Here is a 20595-nt window from a genome sequence, read left to right as displayed (position 1 = left end):
CTTGTTCTGGCCTTCTTTAGACGGCCCTCAGGATGCGACGTTCCAACTCCGCCAGGCGCGGCGCGCCGGGGGTGCGGGCGTTGCGGGGAATGTCGATGGCGACATCGTCGGCGACGATGCCCTCGCGCAGCACCAGGACACGGTCGGCCAGGGCCACGGCCTCGGCCACGTCATGGGTGATGAGGATGGCGGTGAAGCCGTGCTGGCGCCAAACCCGGGTCAGCAGGCGGTGCATGTCGCCCCGCGTCAGCGCGTCCAGGGCGCCGAAGGGCTCGTCCAGCAGCAGAATGCCCGGCTCCGTCACCAGGGCGCGGGCCAGCGCCACGCGCTGCTTCTGACCGCCGGACAGGACATAGGGCCAGTCGCCGGCGCGATCGGCCAGCCCCACCTCGGCCAGCAGGGCTTGGGCCCGCGCCTTCCAGCCGGGGCCGCGGGCGATGCCGACATTGCTCAGCACCCGCTGCCAGGGCAGCAGGCGGGCGTCCTGGAACAATAGGCGCACGTCGGGCTGCAAGCCCTTGCGGGCGCTGCCATTGATGCGGATGGTGCCGCCGGTCGGGCTGTCCAACCCGGCGATCAGGCGCATGAGGGTGGTCTTGCCGCCGCCGGAGCGGCCGACGACGGCCACGAACTGCCCGGCCGGAATGAGCAGATCCAGGCCGCGCAGCACGCCGACGTCGCCGAAGGCCTTGGTGACGCCGTCGAAGGCCAATTCCAGGCCCTTGCCGATGACGGGTGCCGGCTCTTCAAAATTGGGAACCGCACGCAGGGGAACCATCATGCCGCCTCCAGCCCGGTGTGGAAGGATGGGTTCCAGTCCAGCGCCCTGCGTTCCAGCCAGCGGGACGCGATGTCGGCCAGCTTGCCCAGCAGGGCGTAGACGATGATGCCCAGCAGCACCATGTCGGTCTGCAGGAACTCCCGCGCGTTCATGGTCATGTAGCCGATGCCGGAGGAGGCGGAGATGGTCTCCGCCACGATCAGGGTCAGCCACATGATGCCCAGGGCGTAGCGCAGGCCCACCAGGATGGCGGGCAGGGCGCCCGGCAGGATGACGCGCAGGTACAGGGCCACGGGCCCCAAACCGTAGACCCGCCCCATCTCCACCAGGCCCCGATCGACGGACCGGATGCCGTGGAAGGTGTTCAGGTACATGGGGAACAGGACACCCACGGCCACCAGGAAGACCTTGGCCTCCTCCCCGATGCCGAACCACAGGATGACCATGGGGATGATGGCCAGGTGCGGCACGTTGCGCAGCATCTGCAAACTGCTGTCCAGGATGTCCTCGGCGATGGGCAGGGCGCCGTTGATCAGGCCCAGGGCGAAGCCCAGGCCGCCGCCGATGATCAGGCCCAGCACGGCGCGTTCCGCGCTGATGCCCACATGGTGGGGCAGGCTGCCGTCGCGCAATGTCGTCCAGAAGGCGACGGCGATGTCGCTGGGCGCCGGCAGCACCCGGGCGGACAGCCATCCCGCCTTGGCCGCCACTTCCCACCCGGCCAGCAGGGCCAGGGGCAGCAGCCAGGGGACCAGCCCCCGGCGCAGGGCCTTGGCGCGTGTCATGATGCCGACGCCTGGCGCAGGACTGTGGCTTCCTTGGCCGCCGGGGGCAGGGTGTTGGCGATGCGCTCGCCGAAGGGACCGTGGTTGGTGGCCTCGCCCCGGTCGCGTCCATTGCCGGGCGCCAGGGGCAACAAGGGGAACACCAGCTCGGCGAAGCGGTACGCCTCTTCCAGGTGTGGATATCCGGACAGGATGAAGCTGTCGATGCCGACGGCCATGTATTCCTTCATGCGCTGGGCCACCGTTTCGGGGTCGCCCACCAGGGCGGTGCCGGCGCCGCCGCGCACCAGGCCAACGCCGGCCCACAGGTTGGGGCTGACCTCCAGCTTGTCGCGCCGGCCGCCGTGCAGCGCCTGCATGCGGGCCTGGCCCACGCTGTCCATGCGGGCGAAGGTCTTTTGCGCCTGGGCGATGGTGGCGTCGTCGACATGCTGGATCAGCTCATCGGCGGCACGCCAGGCTGCTTCGTTGGTTTCGCGCACGATGACGTGCAGGCGGATGCCGAAGGTCACCGTGCGGCCCTTGGCGGCGGCGGCGGCGCGGACGGCGGCCACCTTCTCCGCCACCTGCGCCGGCGGTTCACCCCAGGTCAGGTACTTGTCCACCGTCTCCGCCGCCACGTCGATGCCGGCGGCGGACGACCCACCGAAGTACAGGGGCGGGTAAGGGCGCTGGAGGGAGGGGAAGAACAGTCGACCATCCTCGATGCGGATGTGCTTGCCCTCGTAATGCACGGTCTCGCCGGCGATCAGGCGGGTCCAGACCGACAGGAATTCGCGCGTCACCTCATAGCGCTCGGTGTGCGACAGGAAGATGCCGTCGCCGGCGTTCTCCACCGGGTCGCCGCCGGTGACGACGTTGATCAGCAGCCGGCCGTTGGACACGCGGTCCAGGGTCGCCGCCATGCGGGCCGACACCGCGGGCGATTGCAGGCCCGGCCGCACCGCCACCAGATAGCGCAGCCGCTCCGTCAGCGGGGCCAGGGCCGAGGCGATGACCCAGCTGTCCTCGCAGCTGCGGCCGGTGGGCAGCAGCACGCCGTAATAGCCCAGGCTGTCGGCGGCCTGCGCGATCTGCTTCAGATAATCGAAACTGACGGCGCGCGCGCCATGCGTGGTGCCCAGGTAGCGGCCGTCGCCGTGGGTGGGGATGAACCAGAAGACGTTCGCCTCGGTTACGGGGGCTTCCGTCACCGGTTCGGCGGGGGGAAGGGCGGTATTGCTCATGACTTCGATCCCGGAATGGCGTCGGAGACGCGGATGGGCTTGGGGATCAGCCCCAGCTGATGGAAGGTGTCGGCGATCTTCTGTTGGGCGGCGATCACGTCGGGCGTGATGGGCTGCACGCCGTAGCCCATGCGGGCCAGCGCCGTCTCCAGCACCGGTGCTGGAATGCCCACCTGCGGGCTCAGGCGCTGGGCCACGGCCTTCTGATCGCCGCGTGATGCGGCGTCGATGTCCTTCAGCGCCGCCAGGATGGTCTGCACCACCTGGGGCCGGGTCTCGTTGAAGCCGCGTTCTGCCAGATAGAACTGGTGGTTGGCCACCAGGGGGCTGCCATCGGCGCGCACGCCGTCCACCAGCACGCGCGCCTGGGTGGCCGCCTGCGCGGCGGCATAGTAGGGGTCCCAGATGACCCAGGCGTCGACGCTGCCCTGCTCGAACGCCGCGCGGGCGTCGGCCGGCGCCAGGTAGGTGGGCTGGATGTCGCTGTACGCCAGGCCCGCATCCTCCAGCGCCTTCACCAGCAGGTAATGCACGTTGGAGCCCTTGTTCAGCGCCACCTTCTTGCCCTTCAGGTCGGCCACGCTTTTCAACGGGCTGTCCTTGGGCACCAGGATGGCCTCTCCCTTGGGCGCCGGGGGTTCCACGCCGACATAGACCAAGGGGGCGCCCGCCGCCTGGGCGAAGATGGGCGGCGCCTCACCGGTGATGCCGAAGTCCAGCGCGCCGACATTCAGCGCCTCCAGCAACTGTGGTCCGCCGGGGAATTCCCGCCATTCCACAGCGATGCCTTGGGCTTTCAACTGCGCGTCCAATTTGCCGCTTTCCTTCAACAACAGCAGCGTGCCGTACTTCTGATAGCCGATGCGCACCGGCTTTTCCGCGGCGCTGGCGGTGCCGATGCCCAGGGTCAGGGCGGCGGCCAGGGCCAACCGGCAAAAGGCGGAAAAGGCTTTACCCATCACAATCTCCCGTCGGTCGTCCGGCTGGCTGTCGGAAATTCACACTATCGACTTGCTATTTATCGCTCAAGACGTGTGAATTCACGTTTCGCCGAGATGCTAAATTGGCGTTAAACACAGTGTCAATATGATTTAATAACTATGATTATATGTGAAATATAGGCGGGCAAATTGCGGTGCGCGGCGCCTGAGCATAAAACGGTGGATGCCCAGGCGATCCCTTGCGCCCACCGTTGCCCTTCGGCACAGTTCACCCGGGTAAGCACGGGGCGTTGGGGGCGTCATGGGCAAGCGGGCGGTCATCACCTTGTTGGCGGCGGTGTTGGGAAGCGGCGGGGCGGTGGCGGCGGAGCCGCCCGTGCCCGGCCTCACGCCGGCGGATTGCCAGGCGCCCGCTTCCGCCTCCGTCCAAGCCTTATGCACCGATCCCGGTCTGCGCCAACTGATCGACGGCGTCCAGGATGTACCCTACGTCCGCCTGGGCCGCGCCTGGACGGTGGATGAGGCCATGTTCCAGCGTTGCGACGCCACGCTGGACGCCCGCGCTTGCCTGGACCGGGAATACAGGGTGAAGATCAAGGCCGTGCAGGCGGAGTCGGCCAAGCGCGCCATGGCCTACGCCCCGGACGGGAGCAAGGCCGACGCCAAGGCCCTGCTGGCCCGTATCGCCGGCATCTACCGGCATCCGGTCAAGACCGCCGACGGCGCTCATGGGGCGGAGGACGTGCTGCAGGTCACGCCGGTGGCGGATGGCGCCGCCTACCTGGACATGCGCCTGGCCTTCTACAATGGGCAGAGCTGCACCCTGACCGGCATCGCGGAATACAAGAAGATCGGCAGCTTCGTCTTCCAGGACCCGGCGCCCAAGCAGCGGTGCATGCTGACCATGACCCTCAGCGGGGATGAGGTGGGCTTCAGCGATCCCACCGGCGCCTGCGCCAAATTCTGTGGGGAGCATGCCAGCCTGACGGCGGAAACCTTCGTGCTGAAGCAGAAAAAGAAGCTCCGTACCCTGCCGGCCCTGCAGCAATCCACCGCGTACCAAGAGGCCCTGCAAGCCTACCAGGCCCGCCACGCCACGGCGAAGGCCACCCCCTGACGGCCAGTCCCCGCATAAAATTTGCCGACGTCCGCGCGGCGGGCGGGATAACGCAAAAACATTCCGCCGGCCCGCCCCTATGATTCACCCTGCGATTGAGGCTGAACCTCCTCAGCCTTGAAAATAAAAGAAAATGGCGCGCCGCGCGGCGGCGGCCGGGCAGGGAGTGCCATGATGAAACGGTACCTTTCCGCCATCGCCCTTGGTGCGGCGCTGGCCCTGACGCCGCCTGCCCTGGCACAGGGCCCGCTGCCCGAAAAGCCAGCGGATGCGGGGGCCGCGGACCTGTGGCAAGGCCTGTTCCAGCGTGACCTGGACTATCTGGAGCGGGTGATCCCCAGCCACTACATCTACGCGGTCTATCCCGATCCCGCCGGTTGGAATGGACAATTCCGGTCGGCGCTGACCCAGGCGCGGCAAGATGCTGCCCGCGTGCGGAACCTGCCCAGCTACCGCGCCGCCATGCAGCGCTTCATCGTCAGTTTCGAGGATGCCCACTTCAGCGCCTATTTCAACGCCGCCTCCCGCCACGGGCGGTGGCCCGGCTTCGCGGTGGAGTACCAGGGCGGCCGCTACCTGGTGACGGGCAGCAAGACCGACAGCGTACGGGTGGGGGAGGAGATTGGCGCCTGTGATGGCCGGCCGCTGGATGGCTGGATCGACATGCTGACGGAGTTCGACGGCGGCCCCAAGGGGCGGGAGACGACGCGCGCCGCCCTGGCGCGGCAGATGTTCGTGGATCGTGGCAACCCGTTCTACACCCTGCCGGCCGAGTGCCACGTTGGGGACCGTGAGGTGACGCTGACCTGGGCGCCGCTACCCTCCGAAAGCCTGGTGGCGGAGGAGCCGGAACGGACCAGTTCCTCCGCACCCACGCTGACCGATGGCGCCCTGGGCCTCAGCGATTTCGGCGCCAGCGGTGCCTGGGTCCGCATCGGCACCATGATGCCGACCACGGCGGAGAGCGCCGCGCAGTTCCATCAATTGATCGACCAGGCGCCCTCGCTGCGCGACAAGGAAGTGATCGTCATCGACGTGCGCGGCAACGCCGGCGGCACCTACAACTGGTTCATGGCCTTCCTGCGCGGCCTCTACGGCCAGGACTATGCCGACTATTACGCCCGCGCCCGGCTGGAGATCGCCAACACCATCCTGGTGCTGGCGGCCAAGGGCATGGACGACATGGGCTATTCCGACAGCGTGAAGCATATCGACGTGCCGCCCGACCCACCCCTGGAGGCGGCGATGGCCAAGCCGCGCGTCCAGGAACTGCCCGGCGGATCCCGCCTGTTGTTCATGGATCCGGCGGTCAAGGCCCAGCATTATCCCAAGGCGCCGCCGCCGTCGCTGGTCCGCGCCCGCGTCTATCTGCTGACCGACTATGGCTGCGCCAGCGCCTGCCTGTCCTTCACCGATGAGATGATGCGGTTCCCCGGCGTCACCCAGATCGGCACGGAAACCCATATCGACCGCCGCTCCGGCGGCTGGCCTGAGGGCTTCGAACTGCCCAGCGGCCTGGCCACGGTGCGCATGGGCCGCATGGTGCGCGACCAGCGCCAGCGGGGGGAGAACGTCGCCTGGGTGCCCACCCATCACTACCCTGGCGATATCGCCGACACGGCGGCGGTGCGGCGCTGGGTGCTGGAAACGGTGCTGCCGCAGGATCTGGCCAAAGCGCGTTAGTGCCGGGTCAAGAGCGCGCTGCGGCTGGGTAGGGCTATGCAGGGTCTGTCCACACCGGGCAATCTTTATGCGCCCGGATTGGAAAACGGGCGTGATGGGAATAATCCATCCTACCCAACGGCGATAACATTTCCCTGACAACAGGGGCTTACACCAAGGGGATCGAAAAATGACCGGGAAATTCGCCGGCCGTAAAGTGGGGGGCCTGGTGGCCGCGCTGATGCTGGCCGCATCCATGCCGGCATTCGCGGAAGCGCCGGTTGTGACCCATCACACCACCACGCTCAGCGGCCACAAGCTGGCCTATACCGCGACGGTGGAAGGGACGGACGTGAATGACGCCGCCGGCAAGCCGGGCGCCCATCTGGTCAGCTTCGCCTACACCGTGGATGCCAAGGACGCGGCCAAGCGGCCGGTGACCTTCGTCTTCAACGGCGGGCCCATCACCGCCTCCCTCTGGCTGCACCTGGGCGTCATGGGGCCGAAGCGCGTGGCCGTGCCGGATGACTTGAAGGCCGATCCCGCCACCTTCACGCTGGTGGACAACCCTTATTCGCCGCTGGATGCCACCGACCTGGTGTTCATCGATCCGGCCTCCACCGGTTTCAGCCGCGTGGCTGACGGCGTCGATCCCAAGAGCTATTTCTCGGTGAAGGCGGACGGGCAGGAGGTCACGGCCTTCATCCAGGCATGGCTGGCGCAGCATCACCGCGAGGGTTCCCCCGTCTACCTGCTGGGTGAAAGCTATGGCACCATGCGCGCGGCCGAGGTGGCGGGCCAACTGGCCGAACTGCCCAAGCCCATCCCGCTGGCGGGCGTGCTGCTGATGGGCCAGGCGGTCAACATCATCGAATACGTCCAGCGGCCGCAGAACATCATGAGCTACGTGGTGTCGCTGCCCACCCTGGCGGCCATCGCCTGGTACCACCAGCGGGTGGATCGCCACGGCCTGCCCTTGGAAGCCTTCGTGGACGAGGCGCGGCGCTACGCCCAGAGCGACTACATGCCGGCGCTGTACCAGGGGAGCGACCTGCCGGCGGCCGACCGCGACCGCGTCGCCCAGCGCCTGCAAGAGCTGACCGGCATCCCCGCCGCCTATTATCGCGATCATGCCCTGCGCATCAGCAAGGAGCAGTACCGGGGTGAACTGCTGAAGGACCAGGGCCTGCTGCTGGGCCGCGCCGACGCGCGCTATGCCGCCCCCATCACCGACAAGGGTATCGGCCCCGATCCCTTCGCCGCGGCCGTGATACCGCCCTTTTCCCGCCTGTTCAAGGCGTACATCCACGACGACCTGAAGGTCGACCGAACGGAGCCTTATGTGGAGGCGGCGGAGGTGGGCGGCCTGGATGATTGGGGGTGGAGCTTCGCCTCGCCCTTCGCCAACTGGGCCTACAGCGATCGCCTGCTGAAAGCCATGAAGGCCAATCCTAAGATGCAACTGCTCATCGGCAACGGCTATTACGACACCCAGACCACGGTGGGGGCGGCGGAGCTGCTGGCCCGCCAGGGCGGCTGGCCCGAGAGCCGCGTGCGCCTGACCTTCTATGAGGGCGGGCACATGGCCTACACGGACGAGGGCGCCGCCCGCAAGTTCGGCGCCGACGTCCGCGCCTTCGTCAGTCCCGCGCCCTGACACCGACAGCCCTTTGAAACCGACGCCCGCAGGGGACCGCCTGCGGGCGTTCGCTTTTGGTGGTGTCGACAGGCCATGGTTCAGCGCGGCATTGCGGGAAAATATATTCCCTGATCCTCAGGCTGTCGGCATTGGCAATGCCGTCTTTCGCCATTCGGCGGGTGTTCGGTTCCTCCTCACGGCCCCGTGCCCACGACCTACGAATGGTCGGTCAGAGCCTTCCGGCAGAAAATTTCCGCAGCGCACCCCTGGGGAATAAAATTTTCTCCCCGCCCGTTTCGGCATACGCAATTTGGAAAGAAAAGCCTGGGGCCGGCGGTATCATAAATTATCTTTTTCGACCTCGCCGGATAACAAAATCCCACAAGGATTGGTGGCGGCAGAGGGCGCTCATAAGAACAGGGGGTAGTAATATGCAGGGCACGCGTGGAATCCGGGCGTTACTCGCCACGACTATTCTTACAACTTTCTCTTTCTGGTCGCTGCCGAGCTTCGCCGATGGTGCCGCGGCCGATGACAGCCTGGATGAGCTGCAAGAGATCGTCGTCACGGCTCAGAAGAAGACCGAGCGCCTGATGGACGTACCGGCCTCGATCGCCGTGGTTTCCAGCCAGTCGCTGCTGCAGGCCAACAACACCCAGCTGCGCGACTTTTACACCCAGGTGCCGGGCCTGAACGTGACGTCCAGCGGCAACGGCCGCACCACCATCGCCATCCGCGGCATCACCACCGGCGCCGGCAACAACCCGACCGTGGGTTTGACCATCGACGACGTTCCCATCGGTTCCGCCACCAGCGGCGGCCTGGGTGACGCGGTGGTGCCGGAAATCGACCCGTCCAGTCTGCAGCAGATCGAAGTTCTGCGCGGGCCCCAGGGCTCGCTGTACGGCGCCAGCTCCATGGGCGGCCTGATCCGCTATGTGACGGCGGCGCCCAATCTGACCGAGACCTTCGGCCAAGTGGCTGTGTCCGGCTCCAGCGTCGCCCACGGCGGCGAGGGCGGCGGCGGCCGCGCCTACATCAACGTGCCCATCGTCGAGGACAAGCTGGGTCTGCGGGTCAGCGCCTTCGCCCGCATGGACCCGGGTTACATGACCAACGCCAACAGCGGCCAGACGGAAATCAACGTCAACCGCACGGAAGGCGGCCGCGCCAGCCTGCTGTGGCAGATCACGCCCAGCGTCAGCTACCAGGCCTCCGCCACCTACCAGCACATGACGGCCGGCGGCTCGGCCAACGAATACGTCTCGGTGGACCGTGTGCCCACCTATGGTGACTACACCCAGGCGCCCATTTCCGGCCTGAACACCGGCTATCTCGACATGGGCATCTACAACGGCAACCTGAAGGCGGACCTGGGCTTCGCCAACCTGGTGGCCGTCACCTCCTACAGCCACACCGTGTTCAACGGCCCGCAGGACACCACCGGCACCTTCGGCCGCTACCTGGGCTTCTTCTTTCCCGCCCCGGCCCTGCCGGCCTTGGGCACCGGTATCTACAACTATTACCAGACCAACAAGCTCAGCCAGGAAATCCGCCTGGAATCCCAGCCGGGCGGCATGATTGACTGGATGGTCGGCGGTTTCGCCACCAACGAAGACAACCTGAACCGCCAGAACGTCTACGTGGCCAACAAGGCCAATGGCGAGAACGTCGGCTTCCCCGACCTCTATACCGTCTTCGGTCCCTCGCATTACCGCGAGTACGCCGGCTTCGGTTCCGCCACCTACCATTTCGACGATAAGCTGGACTTCACCTTCGGCGGCCGCTTCAGCCGGCAGTTCCAGGAAAGCTACCAGGATGTCGGCGGCGTGCTGCAGGGTGACAACGAGATCACCGACATCCATTCCGGCACCAGCGTCTTCACCTACTCGCTGGGTCCGCAGTACCACATCAACAAGGACATGATGGTCTATGGCCGCGTGTCCACGGGCTTCCGCCCCGGCGGCCCCAACGCCGCCCCGGGTGAGCCCGCCGCCTACAACTCCGACACCACCACCAACTACGAGGTGGGCTTCAAGGGTGTCGTGGTCGATCGCCTGCTGACGGTGGACGCCGCCCTGTTCGACATCGAATGGGACGACATTCAGCTGCAGGCGGCATCGCCCACCGGCTTCTCCTACGTGCAGAACGGCGGCACCGCCCGGTCGCGCGGTGGCGAACTGACGCTGACCCTGACGCCCTCGGAAGGGCTGAGCGTGGTGGCCAACCTGGGCTACACCGACGCGACGCTGACCGAGGACATCAAGACCTCGGGTCTGTACGGCCTGAAGGGCCAGCGCCTGCCGTACTCCGCCAAGTTCAGCGGCAGCCTGTCGGCGGACCAGAAGTTCCGTATCATGGACGGCTTCAACGGCTTCGTCGGCGCCACTGTGTCCTACATCGGCGACCGCTACAGCGTGTTCCCGACCAAGTCCACGGGCCAGCGTTTCTTCATGCCGTCCTACACCACGGTGGACCTGCGCGCCGGCGTCACCCATGACGACTGGAACCTGTCGGTCTATGCCAAGAACCTGGGCAACGAGATCGCCTTCGTCTCCGGCGGTCCGTTGGATACCATCACCCGCACGGGCATCTACTCGGCGGCCATTATCCAGCCGCGCACCTTCGGCATGACCATCAGCAAAGACTTCTGATGACCAAGCCTTGATGGGCGGGTGAGTGAAGGGGCCGGTCCGGCGGTACCGGATCGGCCCCCTGTTTTCCGGGGTGGGTAGAAACAGGCGGGGCGCGGGCGATGCGGTATTTCAAGATGGGTGGCTTGGCGGCCCTGCTGGCGTTGTCCGCCGCACCGGTGGCCTTGGCGGCCGCACCCCAACTGGCCGTGACGCTGAAGCCGGCGGCGGCGGAGGGGGCGGAGGCCGACGGGACGGGAATTGTGCCCTTCGTCGATGTCACGGTTGAAATCCCGGACGTGGCGGTGGCGGCGGGGGCGCCGCTGCTGCGCCTGCCGCTGGTGACCAACAATGTCAAGAGTGTCGCCGACACCCTGACCGACTTGACGGCCAGCGACGCCGCCGGTCCCGTCGCGCTGACGGCCAAGGACGACGCCGACCGGCCGGCCATGGCCTATCGACACTGGACGGCGGCGCGGCCGGTCAAGGGCACGCTGACGGTCCGTTACCGCGCCCCCATCACCACCCTGGCCAACCCGCGCGGGGCCGCCCCACCCCTGGAGCTGCGCACCGACGGCGGTGGCTTTTCCGGTGCCGCTGACACCTTTCTCATCCTGCCGGACGCGGATGCGAAACTGGGTTTGGCGCTGCATTGGGACTTGTCGGTGGCGGGGCCCGGCACCGCGGGCGTTTCCAGCTTTGGCACCGGTGACGTGACCTCCGGCGGTCCGCTGAGCGTGGAGGACCTGGGCGCCACCTATGTCATGGGCGGGGCCATCCACCGCTATCCCGAGGTGCCCCCCAGGCAGGGCTTCTTCTCCGCCTGGCAGGGCAACCCGCCCTTTGACGGCAAGGCCCTGATGCAGTGGACGGAAGCGCTGTATCACCATTACCTGGGCTATTTCAAAGCGGTGGGTACGCCGCCCTACGCTGTCTTCCTGCGGCCCAACCTGGTGAACGCCGGCGGCGGCGTGGAACTGAACGGCGCCTTCATCGGCACATTCGACCAGAAGACCGACGTGAAGGACTTCAAGTTCACCCTGGCGCACGAGATGGTGCACACCTTCATCCGCTCCCTGGACGCATCCAAGGGAGAGGGGCCGCAGAGCCTGTCGTCCTCATGGTTCAGCGAGGGCATCGCGGTCTATTACCAGAATCGCCTGCCGCTGCGCGCCGGCATGATCACGGGCGATGAGTTCCTGAAGGACCTCAACACCACCGCCGCCCGCTATTACACCAACGCCCTGAACGACACGCCCAACAGCGCCATCCCGGACCGCTTCTGGGCCGACACCCGCGTCCGTGTGCTGCCCTACGACCGGGGTGCCCTCTACTTCGCCCTGGTGGATGGCGAGGTGCGCAAGGCCAGCCACGGCAGGCGCTCCCTGGATGACCTGATCCTGGCCATGCTGGACCGACGCCGCCACGGCCGGCCCATGGACCATGCCGCCTGGGTGGAGATCGTCACCCGGGAGTTGGGCCCGCGCGGCCGGATTGAACTGGACGCCATGCTGAACGGCGCCCTGGTCCTGCCGGACGACGACGCCTTCGGCCCCTGCTTCACCCGCACCACGGCCCCCTTACGCCGCTATCAGCTGGGCTTCGATCCCGAGGTGCTGATCCAGCCCAAGCGGATCGTGCACGGCCTGATCCCCGGCTCCGCCGCCGCGGCCGCCGGCCTGCGCGATGGGGATGAGATCGTGAAGCCCGTGCCGCAGGACATGATCCAGGGCAACCAGCAGGCCACGCTGACCCTGCAGATACGCCGCGACGGCCAGGTCTTCCCCATCACCTACCTGCCCCGGGGCGAAACGGTGCAGGCCTATCAATGGGCCCGCCGCCCTGATGCGCCGGCCAGGTGCCGATAGGGCGGGAACCGGTGCGGTCAGCTTATGCGTGCTTCCGGCGGAATGCCGCATAAACCGACCGCCGCCACCCCGCCGGACCCGGGCATACGCAAAAAAGCACCCGCCAAGTCGAATAGAATTTAGGCATCGCAGGCGTCGATGGCCCTTCGCGCCCGAACGCCCCGCCCGAATAGGAAGTACGCCTTGAAATCTGCCGGTAAATCCGTCGGTCCCGCATCCACCGTTCCGCCCGGCAGCCCGTCCGGCGGCGACTTCTTCGCGGCCGCCCAATATTCCGACTGGGTGCGGGGCTCCTTGCGCGCGGTCGCCGGCCGGCCCAACGCCATCGCCCTGTACGACAGCACCATCAGTGAGCCGTCCGGCCTGCTGGCCGGGCTGGTGGCCAAGTCGCTGGTGACAGTGGATGGGGAGGGCGCCCCCCAGCTCAGCAGTCGTTATGTCAGCGTCTTCGCCAACGGAAACCGCTTCCTGGTCGACGCGCTGTGCGCGCGCTACGGCGAGACGCCGGAGCGGTTGCAGACCGTCACCGGCGTCACCGGCGGCCTGCAACTGATCCTGCGCGCCCTGGTGAAGCCGGGCGAGCGCGTGCTGATCGAAAATCCGGGGTTCAAGCTTCTCACCAACCTGGCGCTGGAGGCGGGCGCCGCGGTAGATGAGCTGGATCGGCCGGCACCGCATTTCGGGATCGACCCGGCCCAGGTGGCGGCCAAGCTGACGCCCCAGACCCGCCTGGTCATCCTGACCAACCCGCACAACCCCACCGGCACGATCCTGGACCATGCCACGCTGAAGGCCGTGGCCCAGGCGGCGGCCACCGTGGGCGCGTTGCTGGTGGTGGACGAGGTCTACGGTGATTTCGCCCGCCGGCCCTCCGCGGGGTTGGCGGCCAAGCTGGCGCCCAACATCGTCAGCCTGGCCAGCCTGACCAAGGTGTTCGGCCTGTTCGCGCTCAAGTGCGGCTGGATGGTGGCAGCACCCGAGGTGCTGGCCCGTATCCGCGCCGGCCAGCCGGAGGGCGACGTCGGCGTGTCCAAGCTGTCGCACGCCGTGGCCGCCCATGTCATGGAGAACGCCGACACCTTTGACCGGCACTGGCAGGCGGTCATGACCGCTACCACGCCCGTGCTGCGCCGCCACGCCGCCGCCATGCGGGATGAGGGCCTGATCGAGGGCGCCGTGCCGGCGGCCGGTTGCCTTTATTTCCCCCGTATCGTCGGGGTGGCGGACACCCTGGCGCTGACCCGCCACCTGTGGAACCAGGTCGATCTGCTGGTGGCGCCGGGCGAGTATTTCGGCCAGGCCGGCCATGTGCGCCTGGGCTACGCCGGGGATGCCGAGACGCTGGACCGGGGATTGCGCCGGCTGCACGCCGGCCTGCGGGCCTGGCGGGACCGCTAAGGAAAACGCGTCAACGGGGGAGTGGGGACATGCGGGCGGCGATACGGAACGGCATCAGCGCGGTGGCCCTGGCCTTGGCGGGCTGTGCCGCCCGCGATCCGGCGGTGGCGCCCCCGCCGGGGATCGCCCAGCAGATCACCCTGGCGGGCAAGCCGCTGCGCTACGTGGCCGAGGCCGCCACCCTGGACCTGACCGATGCGCAAGGGGTGGTGCGGGGCCACGTCTTCTACGTCGCCTATCGTGTTCCCGGGCAAGGCGGGCGGCCGGTCACCTTCCTGTGGAACGGCGGGCCCGGCGCCAATTCCACCTTGCTGCATTTCGAGGCCTTCGGACCCAAGCGGCTGGAGGGCGGGGCCCTGGTGGACAACGCCCAGACCCTGCTGGCCGACAGCGACCTGGTGTTCGTCGATCCCGTGGGCACGGGCTTCAGCCGCCCGGCGACGGCGGAGGATGGGTCGCGGTTCTGCAGCACCTTGGGCGATCAATCCGCCATCACCGATTTCGTGCAGGCCTGGACCGGGCGCCATGCCGACGCCCGGACACCGATCTACCTGGTGGGCGAAAGTTTTGGCGTCTGGCGCGCCGCCGGCGTGGCGGAGGCGTTGGAGAAGCGCGGCCGGCCGGTGGCGGGCGTCGTCCTCATTTCCGGCGGCATTCCCGTGGGACCGGTCTTGCCCAAGGAGCTGGTGACCGCGCTGAAGCTGCCCGGCCGCGCCGCCGCCGCCCAGGTGCATGGCCGCCTGCCGGCCAGCGTGGCGGGGACCAGCCCATCGGCCACGGCGGATTCCACCCGCGCCTGGGCCGAACAGGTCTACGCCCCGGCCCTGGCCCACCTGGGCGACCTCAGCGCCCAGCAGAAGACAGTGTTGGCCCAGGATGTGGCCCGGCACATGGGCGTGGATCCGTCCCTGGTCGACAGGACCACCCTGGCGGTCTCGTCCCGCCAGTTCCTGAACGCCCTGCTGCCCGGCCGCCGGCTGGACACTTTCGACATGCGCATCAGCACGCCGGCCGAGCCGGGGGCGGCGCAGGCGGACGCGGCGGAGCCGGGCGCCCCTGTCATGGTGCGCTATTTGCGTGAGACCCTGGGCTATCGCACCGACCTGCCTTACCTGGGGCTGGAGACGGACACCGACCCGGCGGCCAAGCCGGTGGGCGAGCAGTGGGATTACAATTCCGGCGACACCTCACCGGCCGCCTTCGCCGCCGCCATCGCCGCCGCGCGCGCGGGCGAGGGACCGCCCGGCGCGGAGCCCTGGATCCGCAGGGCCATGGAGAGGGACGGCGCCCTGCGCGTCTTCGCCGCCGCCGGGCTGTACGACAGCCTAAACAGCTGCGCCGCCAACGAGATCCTCAAGACCAGGCTGGAGCCGGGCCTGTCCGCCCGGCTGTCGGTGAATTGCTATGGCGGCGGCCACATGATGTACCGCGATGCCGAGGCGCGGGTGCGTCTCAGCGCCGATCTCGGCCGTTTTATCACCCACCGGCCCTGACCGGGCCCGGCGGGCAATTTTATTCATTGGAACTGGCGTGGCTTCAGCGGTACGGCCGTGGTGTGCTTGGCCTCCGACAGGGTGACGATGGAGCGGATGTCCTGCACGCCCGGCAGCTTCATCAGGCTGCTGAAAATGAACTGCTGATACCATTTGACGTCCGGCGCGACGACCTTCAGCAGGATGTCCATCTCCCCGAATACCGTATAGCATTCAAGGATCTCGGGGATGTTCTCCACACCCCGGAAAAAGGTCTGGCGTTCCTCGTCCGACAGCCGGGCCATCTTCACCTGGGCGAAGATCTGCATGTGGAAGCCCAGCTTCTCCCGGTCGACGATGACCACCTGGCCCTTGATATAGCCCTCGCCCTGCAGGCGCTGGATGCGGCGCCAGCAGGGGGATTGCGAAATCCCCACCTTTTCAGCCAGTTCCGCCGTGGTCAGTGACGCGTCTTTCTGCATCAGCGTCAGGATTTTCATATCTATGGCGTCGAGTTCCGCAGCCGGCATATCCTATGTGGTCCCCTGTTCATTCTGGCATCGCCCATGGGGTCTTCCGCCCCAGTCCGGCATAAATCTACCTTCTTTGAATCGTCCCCGGTAGTGCCGGTTCAGGGGGGCCACCGGGCGGCGGCCATGAAAAAGGCCGGGGAGAGCCCCCCGGCCTTGGAATGCGGCGACAGGCGTGCGTCACAGACGGCAGGCGCTGTCCTCTACGCCCGGCACGCGTTCCCAATGCCAGCTGGGCACGGCTTGGCCGCGGGGCAGGTAGGTGTAGCTCTGTTCCTGGCCGTCGCGCTTCACGGTGATGTCCATCTGCCTGGTCGCGTCATCGATCAGCGCCTGCTTGGGCGTGGATTTCACGATCAGGTCGCCTTCTTTCAGGCCGGCCTGGGCGGCGGGGCTGTCGGCGCGCAGATCGGCCACCACGCCCAGGCGCATCTCGTCATAGCCCAGGTCGAAGGGCCGTTCGTTGGTCTTCACGGCGCGATAGCAGGGGCCGAAGCCGGTGGCCGCCGGCTCGATCAGCTTGCCGGCCACCATGTCCTCGTATTCCTGCCGCGCGGGCTCGCCCAGTTCCCGCACCACCATGGTCACCCATTGTTCCAGGCCCACCGTCTCGCCCTGGCGCTGGCGGTCCAGCACCTCCAATGCCAGGTCGTCCAGGCTGCGCTTGCCGCCGGACGTGGCGCGGATTTCGGCATCCACACGGGCCAGGTACATGAAACCCCGGCCGTAGGGCACACGCTGGGCGCGGGCGTCGCTCCAGAACTTGGCGCCGGCCTGGGTGTTGGTCAGGGCCACGTAAGGGTTGGTGTAATAGCCGGACGCGTGATCGTTGACCACGCGCTGGAACTTGGCCTGGTCGATGACGCCGGCGCGCAGAGCCAGCACGGCGGAGTAATATTCGGCCATGCCCTCGGTGTACCAGGCGGTGGCGGCATGTTCCCCGCCATCCAGCTTGGGCCAGTTGTGGGTCATCTCATGGGCCAGCAGCATCTGGGTGTCGCTGCTGGCCGTGGTGCCGTCCACGCCGTAGCCGAACATGAAGGATTTGGCCAGGGCGGTGCCGCCGCCGGCCGGATAAGGGTTGGCGCGGATGAACACGCGATAGGGCGCGCCATCATCCTTGAAGAAGTGGGACATGTAGCCGTAGAGGCGCTGGATGCCCGTGGCCAGGCCGTTCACGTCGAAGGGTGGCTGGACCAGCCAGTAGAGGCCGAAGTTCCCCCCTTTCCCGTCCGCCGGCACGCTCTTCACCGACCCGGTGGCGTAGAAGGAGAAGGCCAGCAGCTCCGCCGGACCCACGGTGGACTGGTCGCCTTCGCCCAGGCTCCAGATCCCCCGGGCGCCCTTGGGCATATCCGACAGGTCCCACTTCAGGCTGATGCGATAGGGCTGCTCCCCCGCCGGCAGGGCCATGAAATAGACACCGGCGCCCATCAGGCCGTCCGCCTGCTGGCGCAGGTCGAACAGTGGCCCGTTGCGCGTGGCCACGCCGACGGCGCGGGGCGGGGTGCCGTACCGCACCACCACGTCGCCCACCGTGGCCCGGCCCACGTCATAGTGGCGGTAGGCGCCGGTGGGCGTGGGCGCCTCATCCGCCATGGTCAGGGGCAGAGGCCCCTTGTCGTCCCGCGCCACGATGGCGCTGGCGTCATAGCCCGCCGTGGGGGTGGAGACGATGGTGGTGGGCATGCGCAGCAAGGGCTGGCCTGCGGCCACGCCGGGATGGGCGATGCGCAGTTCCACGTCCATGCGGTCGGCCACGCCGCCGCCGGCATGCGGGCGCAGCACCACGTCCAGGGGCGCCGGCCCCTCGGCGGCGGCGGCCCCGAAGGTGAGCATGGAGGTGGCCAGCAGGCCCAAGGTCAGCTTTCTCATGAAGGGTTCCCACCTGTTCCGTCCGGCCGTTTCCCGGCCGCTCATACGCCCCCGCGTCACCGCATGATGGCGGGTGGCGCCGGGTTTATGTTTTCCAACTGCCGGGCCCGGGGCGCCCGCCCGGCATAGGCTATGCGCGATGGGTGCGCTTATTGGAATGTGCGCGGTTTCAGCGGGATGGCCGTGGTGCTCTTGGCCTCCGACAGGGTGACGATGGACCGGATGTCCTCCACCCCGGGCAGCTTCATCAGGGTGTTGAAGATGAACTCCTGGTACCACTTCACGTCCGGCGCCACGATCTTCAGCAGGGCATCCATCTCCCCGAAGACGGTATAGCACTCCAAGACCTCGGGAATGTTCTGGATGCCACGGAAAAAGGTCTCGCGCTCCTCTTCCGACAAACGGGCGATCTTCACCTGGGCGAAGATGTGCATGTCGAAGCCCAGCTTCTGCCGATCGACCAGCACCACCTGGGACTTGATGTAGCCCTCGTCATGCAGGCGCTGCACGCGGCGCCAGCAGGGGGATTGCGAGATGCCCACCCGCTCCGCCAGTTCCGCCGTGGTCAGCGAGGCGTCGCGCTGCATGTGGGTCAGGATTTTCATGTCGATGGCGTCCAGTTCCGCGTTCGCCATGGCTTCAGTCCTTCTTCAGCAGCGGCCAGGCGGCGGCCAGGTCCTGGACGACGTGGCCCAGCGACTTGTACAGCGTCACCTGTTCCGCCGACTGCCGGCCCTCGGCGTGGCCGGCCAGCACCTCCCCGATCTCCGCCGCCACGTGGGCGTCGCCGATCAGGCCGGCGGCCTTGGCCCGCAGAAACTCCGCCCCTTGGCGGAGCACGTGTTCCCGGCAATCGGCGATGAAGCGGGAGCGAATGACCAGGTCGTGATCCACCTCCGCCGGGCCGGCGATGCTGGAGCCCACGACGTTGACATGCGCCCCCGGCGCCACCCAGGCGCCCTGCAGGATGGGCTCCTTCGCAGCCGTCACGGTGCAGACGATGTCGGCGTCCACCACCGCCTCCTGCGCGCTGGCGGCGGTGCGCACGGGCAGGCCCAGTTCCGCCCCCAGCCGCGCGGCGAAGGCGGCGGCGCGGTCGGGGGCGCGGCCCCAGACGGTGATACGGCTCAGCCGGCGCACCCGGGCGATGGCGCGGGCGTGGGTCAGGGCCTGTTCGCCATAACCCAGCAGGGCCAGGGTCTTGGCCTCGGGCCGGGCCAGGGCGTCGGTGGCGACGGCGCTGGCCGCCGCGGTGCGGATGGCCGTGACTTCGCCGCCATCGACCACGCCCAGGGGCCGGCCGCTGTCGCGGTCGAACAGGACGATGACCCCCTGGTGCGAGGGCAGGCCCTTGTCGAAATTGTCCGGGAACACCGCCACCAGCTTGGCGCCGAAGGGACCGTCGTTGAGGGCGCCTGGCATGACGCCGAACATGTGGCCGTGGTCCAGGGGCAGCACGCCGCGCGGCAGCTGTTGCGTCTCCCCCTTCGACAGGGCCGTCATGGCCTGGCGCACGATGGGGATGCAGGTGTCATAGCCCAGGCGTTCCGCCACCGCGTGCCCGTCGACGATGGGCAGGGGCGACGTGGCGGGGTGGCGGGCGTTTTCATACAGCCAGGCGGTGGCGGCCAAGTCCTGCACGGCGTGGCCCAGGGACTTGTAGACAGTGATCTGCTCCGCCGTCTGCCGCCCCGGCGCCTGGCCCGCCAGCACGGCGCCGATCTCCGCCGCGATGTGGTCGTTACCGAGGATGCCGGCCGCCTTGGCGCGCAGGAACTCCCCACCATGGACCAGCACATGCTCCCGGTGGTCGACGATGAAGCGGCTGGCCGCAACCAGGTCGGTGTCGATCTCCGCCTGGGCCGGGCCGCTGGATCCCACGACGTTCACATGGGTGCCGGGGGCGATCCAGTCACCGCGCAGGATGGGGTCGGCGGCGGCGGTGACGGTGCAGACGATGGCGGCACCGGCCACCGCCCGTTGCACGCTGTCATGCGCCTGGGTGTCGATGCCGGTAGCGGCCTGCACCTGGGCGGCGAAGGCCAGGGCCTTGGCCGGGTCGCGGCCCCAGACGCGGATGTGGCGCAGGCGGCGGACGCTGGACAGCGCCAGGGCGTGGGCCAGGGCCTGGCGGCCGATGCCCACCAGGGCCAGGGTGTCGGCCTCCGGCCGGGCCAGGGCGTCGGTGGCGACGGCGCTGGCCGCCGCCGTGCGGATGGCCGTGACCTCCGCCGCGTCCGCCAGGCAGACGGGCCGCCCGCTGGCGCCGTCGAACAGCACCACCAGCCCCTCATGCGCCTTGCGGCCCTGGCCGTCATTGTAGACGCTGACCAGCTTGGCGCCGAAGTAGCCAGGCCGGTCCGCTCCGACGAAGGCCGCCGGCATGATGGCGAAGGTGCGGCCGGCGCCCAGGCTGATGAAACTGCGCAGCTGCTGGCGCACCCGTCCGGTGCTCAAGTCCACCATGGCCTGGCGGACGGCGGGTATGGCTGCCCCGTACCCCAGGGCCGCGCGAACGGCGGCGGCATCGAAAACGGCAAGGCCGGACGGTGCGAAACCCATGGGTGTCTTCCCTGTCATCCTGTTCCAGACCCACCTTAGGGCAGGGGGCGGGGTTTTTCTTTTCGGAGTTCCGGGAAAAGCCGGCTCCGGCCCGGTAAAATTTCCA

15 protein-coding genes are annotated in these 20595 nt (G+C 68.0%); 7 read left to right on the top strand and 8 right to left on the bottom strand.

What is annotated here, in order from left to right; genetic code table 11:
- Nucleotides 1-16 precede the first annotated feature (16 nt).
- Genes UAJ10_RS05045 through UAJ10_RS05030 form a run of 4 tightly spaced genes read right to left on the bottom strand, consistent with a single transcriptional unit; the run spans nt 17 to nt 3751 of the window.
- Nucleotides 17-781 (bottom strand): ATP-binding cassette domain-containing protein, encoded by a 765-nt coding sequence (locus tag UAJ10_RS05045; RefSeq protein WP_322914267.1) that lies wholly within the window; start codon nt 779-781, stop codon nt 17-19.
- Nucleotides 778-1566 (bottom strand): aliphatic sulfonate ABC transporter permease SsuC, encoded by a 789-nt coding sequence (ssuC, locus tag UAJ10_RS05040; RefSeq protein WP_322914266.1) that lies wholly within the window; start codon nt 1564-1566, stop codon nt 778-780. The genes UAJ10_RS05045 and ssuC overlap by 4 nt, the downstream gene beginning before the upstream one ends.
- Nucleotides 1563-2792, bottom strand: coding sequence for an FMNH2-dependent alkanesulfonate monooxygenase (ssuD, locus tag UAJ10_RS05035; protein WP_322914265.1), 1230 nt, complete (start codon nt 2790-2792; stop codon nt 1563-1565). The genes ssuC and ssuD overlap by 4 nt, the downstream gene beginning before the upstream one ends.
- Nucleotides 2789-3751 (bottom strand): sulfonate ABC transporter substrate-binding protein, encoded by a 963-nt coding sequence (locus tag UAJ10_RS05030; RefSeq protein WP_322914264.1) that lies wholly within the window; start codon nt 3749-3751, stop codon nt 2789-2791. Before UAJ10_RS05030 ends, ssuD begins: the two co-directional genes overlap by 4 nt.
- A gap of 283 nt (nt 3752-4034) precedes the next feature.
- Between UAJ10_RS05030 and UAJ10_RS05025 the strand changes: the two genes are divergently transcribed.
- The 7 genes from UAJ10_RS05025 (at nt 4035) to UAJ10_RS04995 (ending at nt 15543) form a co-directional block, all read left to right on the top strand.
- Nucleotides 4035-4850, top strand: coding sequence for a hypothetical protein (locus UAJ10_RS05025; RefSeq protein WP_322914263.1), 816 nt, complete (start codon nt 4035-4037; stop codon nt 4848-4850).
- 174 nt (nt 4851-5024) lie between these two features.
- Entirely contained in the window at nt 5025-6533 is a 1509-nt protein-coding gene (locus tag UAJ10_RS05020) for a S41 family peptidase (protein ID WP_322914262.1), read from the top strand.
- A gap of 169 nt (nt 6534-6702) precedes the next feature.
- A complete protein-coding gene (locus UAJ10_RS05015; protein WP_322914260.1) occupies nt 6703-8169 on the top strand; it encodes a S10 family peptidase in 1467 nt (488 codons plus the stop codon).
- Between the two features lie 413 nt (nt 8170-8582).
- The gene (locus tag UAJ10_RS05010) at nt 8583-10805 is read left to right on the top strand and encodes a TonB-dependent receptor (RefSeq protein ID WP_322914259.1); all 2223 of its coding nucleotides are present in this window, start codon (nt 8583-8585) and stop codon (nt 10803-10805) included.
- 101 nt (nt 10806-10906) lie between these two features.
- A complete protein-coding gene (locus tag UAJ10_RS05005) occupies nt 10907-12652 on the top strand; it encodes a M61 family metallopeptidase (protein ID WP_322914258.1) in 1746 nt (581 codons plus the stop codon).
- A 183-nt stretch (nt 12653-12835) separates the two neighbouring features.
- Entirely contained in the window at nt 12836-14050 is a 1215-nt protein-coding gene (locus UAJ10_RS05000) for a pyridoxal phosphate-dependent aminotransferase (protein ID WP_322914257.1), read from the top strand.
- A gap of 29 nt (nt 14051-14079) precedes the next feature.
- Nucleotides 14080-15543: a S10 family serine carboxypeptidase-like protein gene (locus tag UAJ10_RS04995; protein ID WP_322914256.1), complete on the top strand. Its 1464-nt coding sequence runs from the start codon at nt 14080-14082 to the stop codon at nt 15541-15543.
- Nucleotides 15544-15566: 23 nt separating this feature from the next.
- Here the strand turns inward: UAJ10_RS04995 and UAJ10_RS04990 are convergent, their stop codons facing one another.
- From UAJ10_RS04990 to UAJ10_RS04975, 4 genes are all read right to left on the bottom strand, one after another.
- On the bottom strand, nt 15567-16052 hold the full coding sequence (locus UAJ10_RS04990; protein WP_322914255.1) for an Lrp/AsnC family transcriptional regulator: 486 nt from the start codon (nt 16050-16052) through the stop codon (nt 15567-15569).
- Nucleotides 16053-16232: 180 nt separating this feature from the next.
- On the bottom strand, nt 16233-17927 hold the full coding sequence (locus UAJ10_RS04985; protein ID WP_322914254.1) for a M61 family metallopeptidase: 1695 nt from the start codon (nt 17925-17927) through the stop codon (nt 16233-16235).
- Nucleotides 17928-18076: 149 nt separating this feature from the next.
- Nucleotides 18077-18562, bottom strand: coding sequence for an Lrp/AsnC family transcriptional regulator (locus tag UAJ10_RS04980; protein ID WP_145612652.1), 486 nt, complete (start codon nt 18560-18562; stop codon nt 18077-18079).
- A gap of 4 nt (nt 18563-18566) precedes the next feature.
- Entirely contained in the window at nt 18567-20489 is a 1923-nt protein-coding gene (locus UAJ10_RS04975; RefSeq protein WP_322914253.1) for an ornithine cyclodeaminase family protein, read from the bottom strand.
- Nucleotides 20490-20595: the final 106 nt, after the last annotated feature.

The organism is Nitrospirillum guaranorum (assembly GCF_034653275.1).
Lineage (GTDB): Bacteria > Pseudomonadota > Alphaproteobacteria > Azospirillales > Azospirillaceae > Nitrospirillum.
This window is presented reverse-complemented; position numbering and strand designations above follow the sequence as displayed.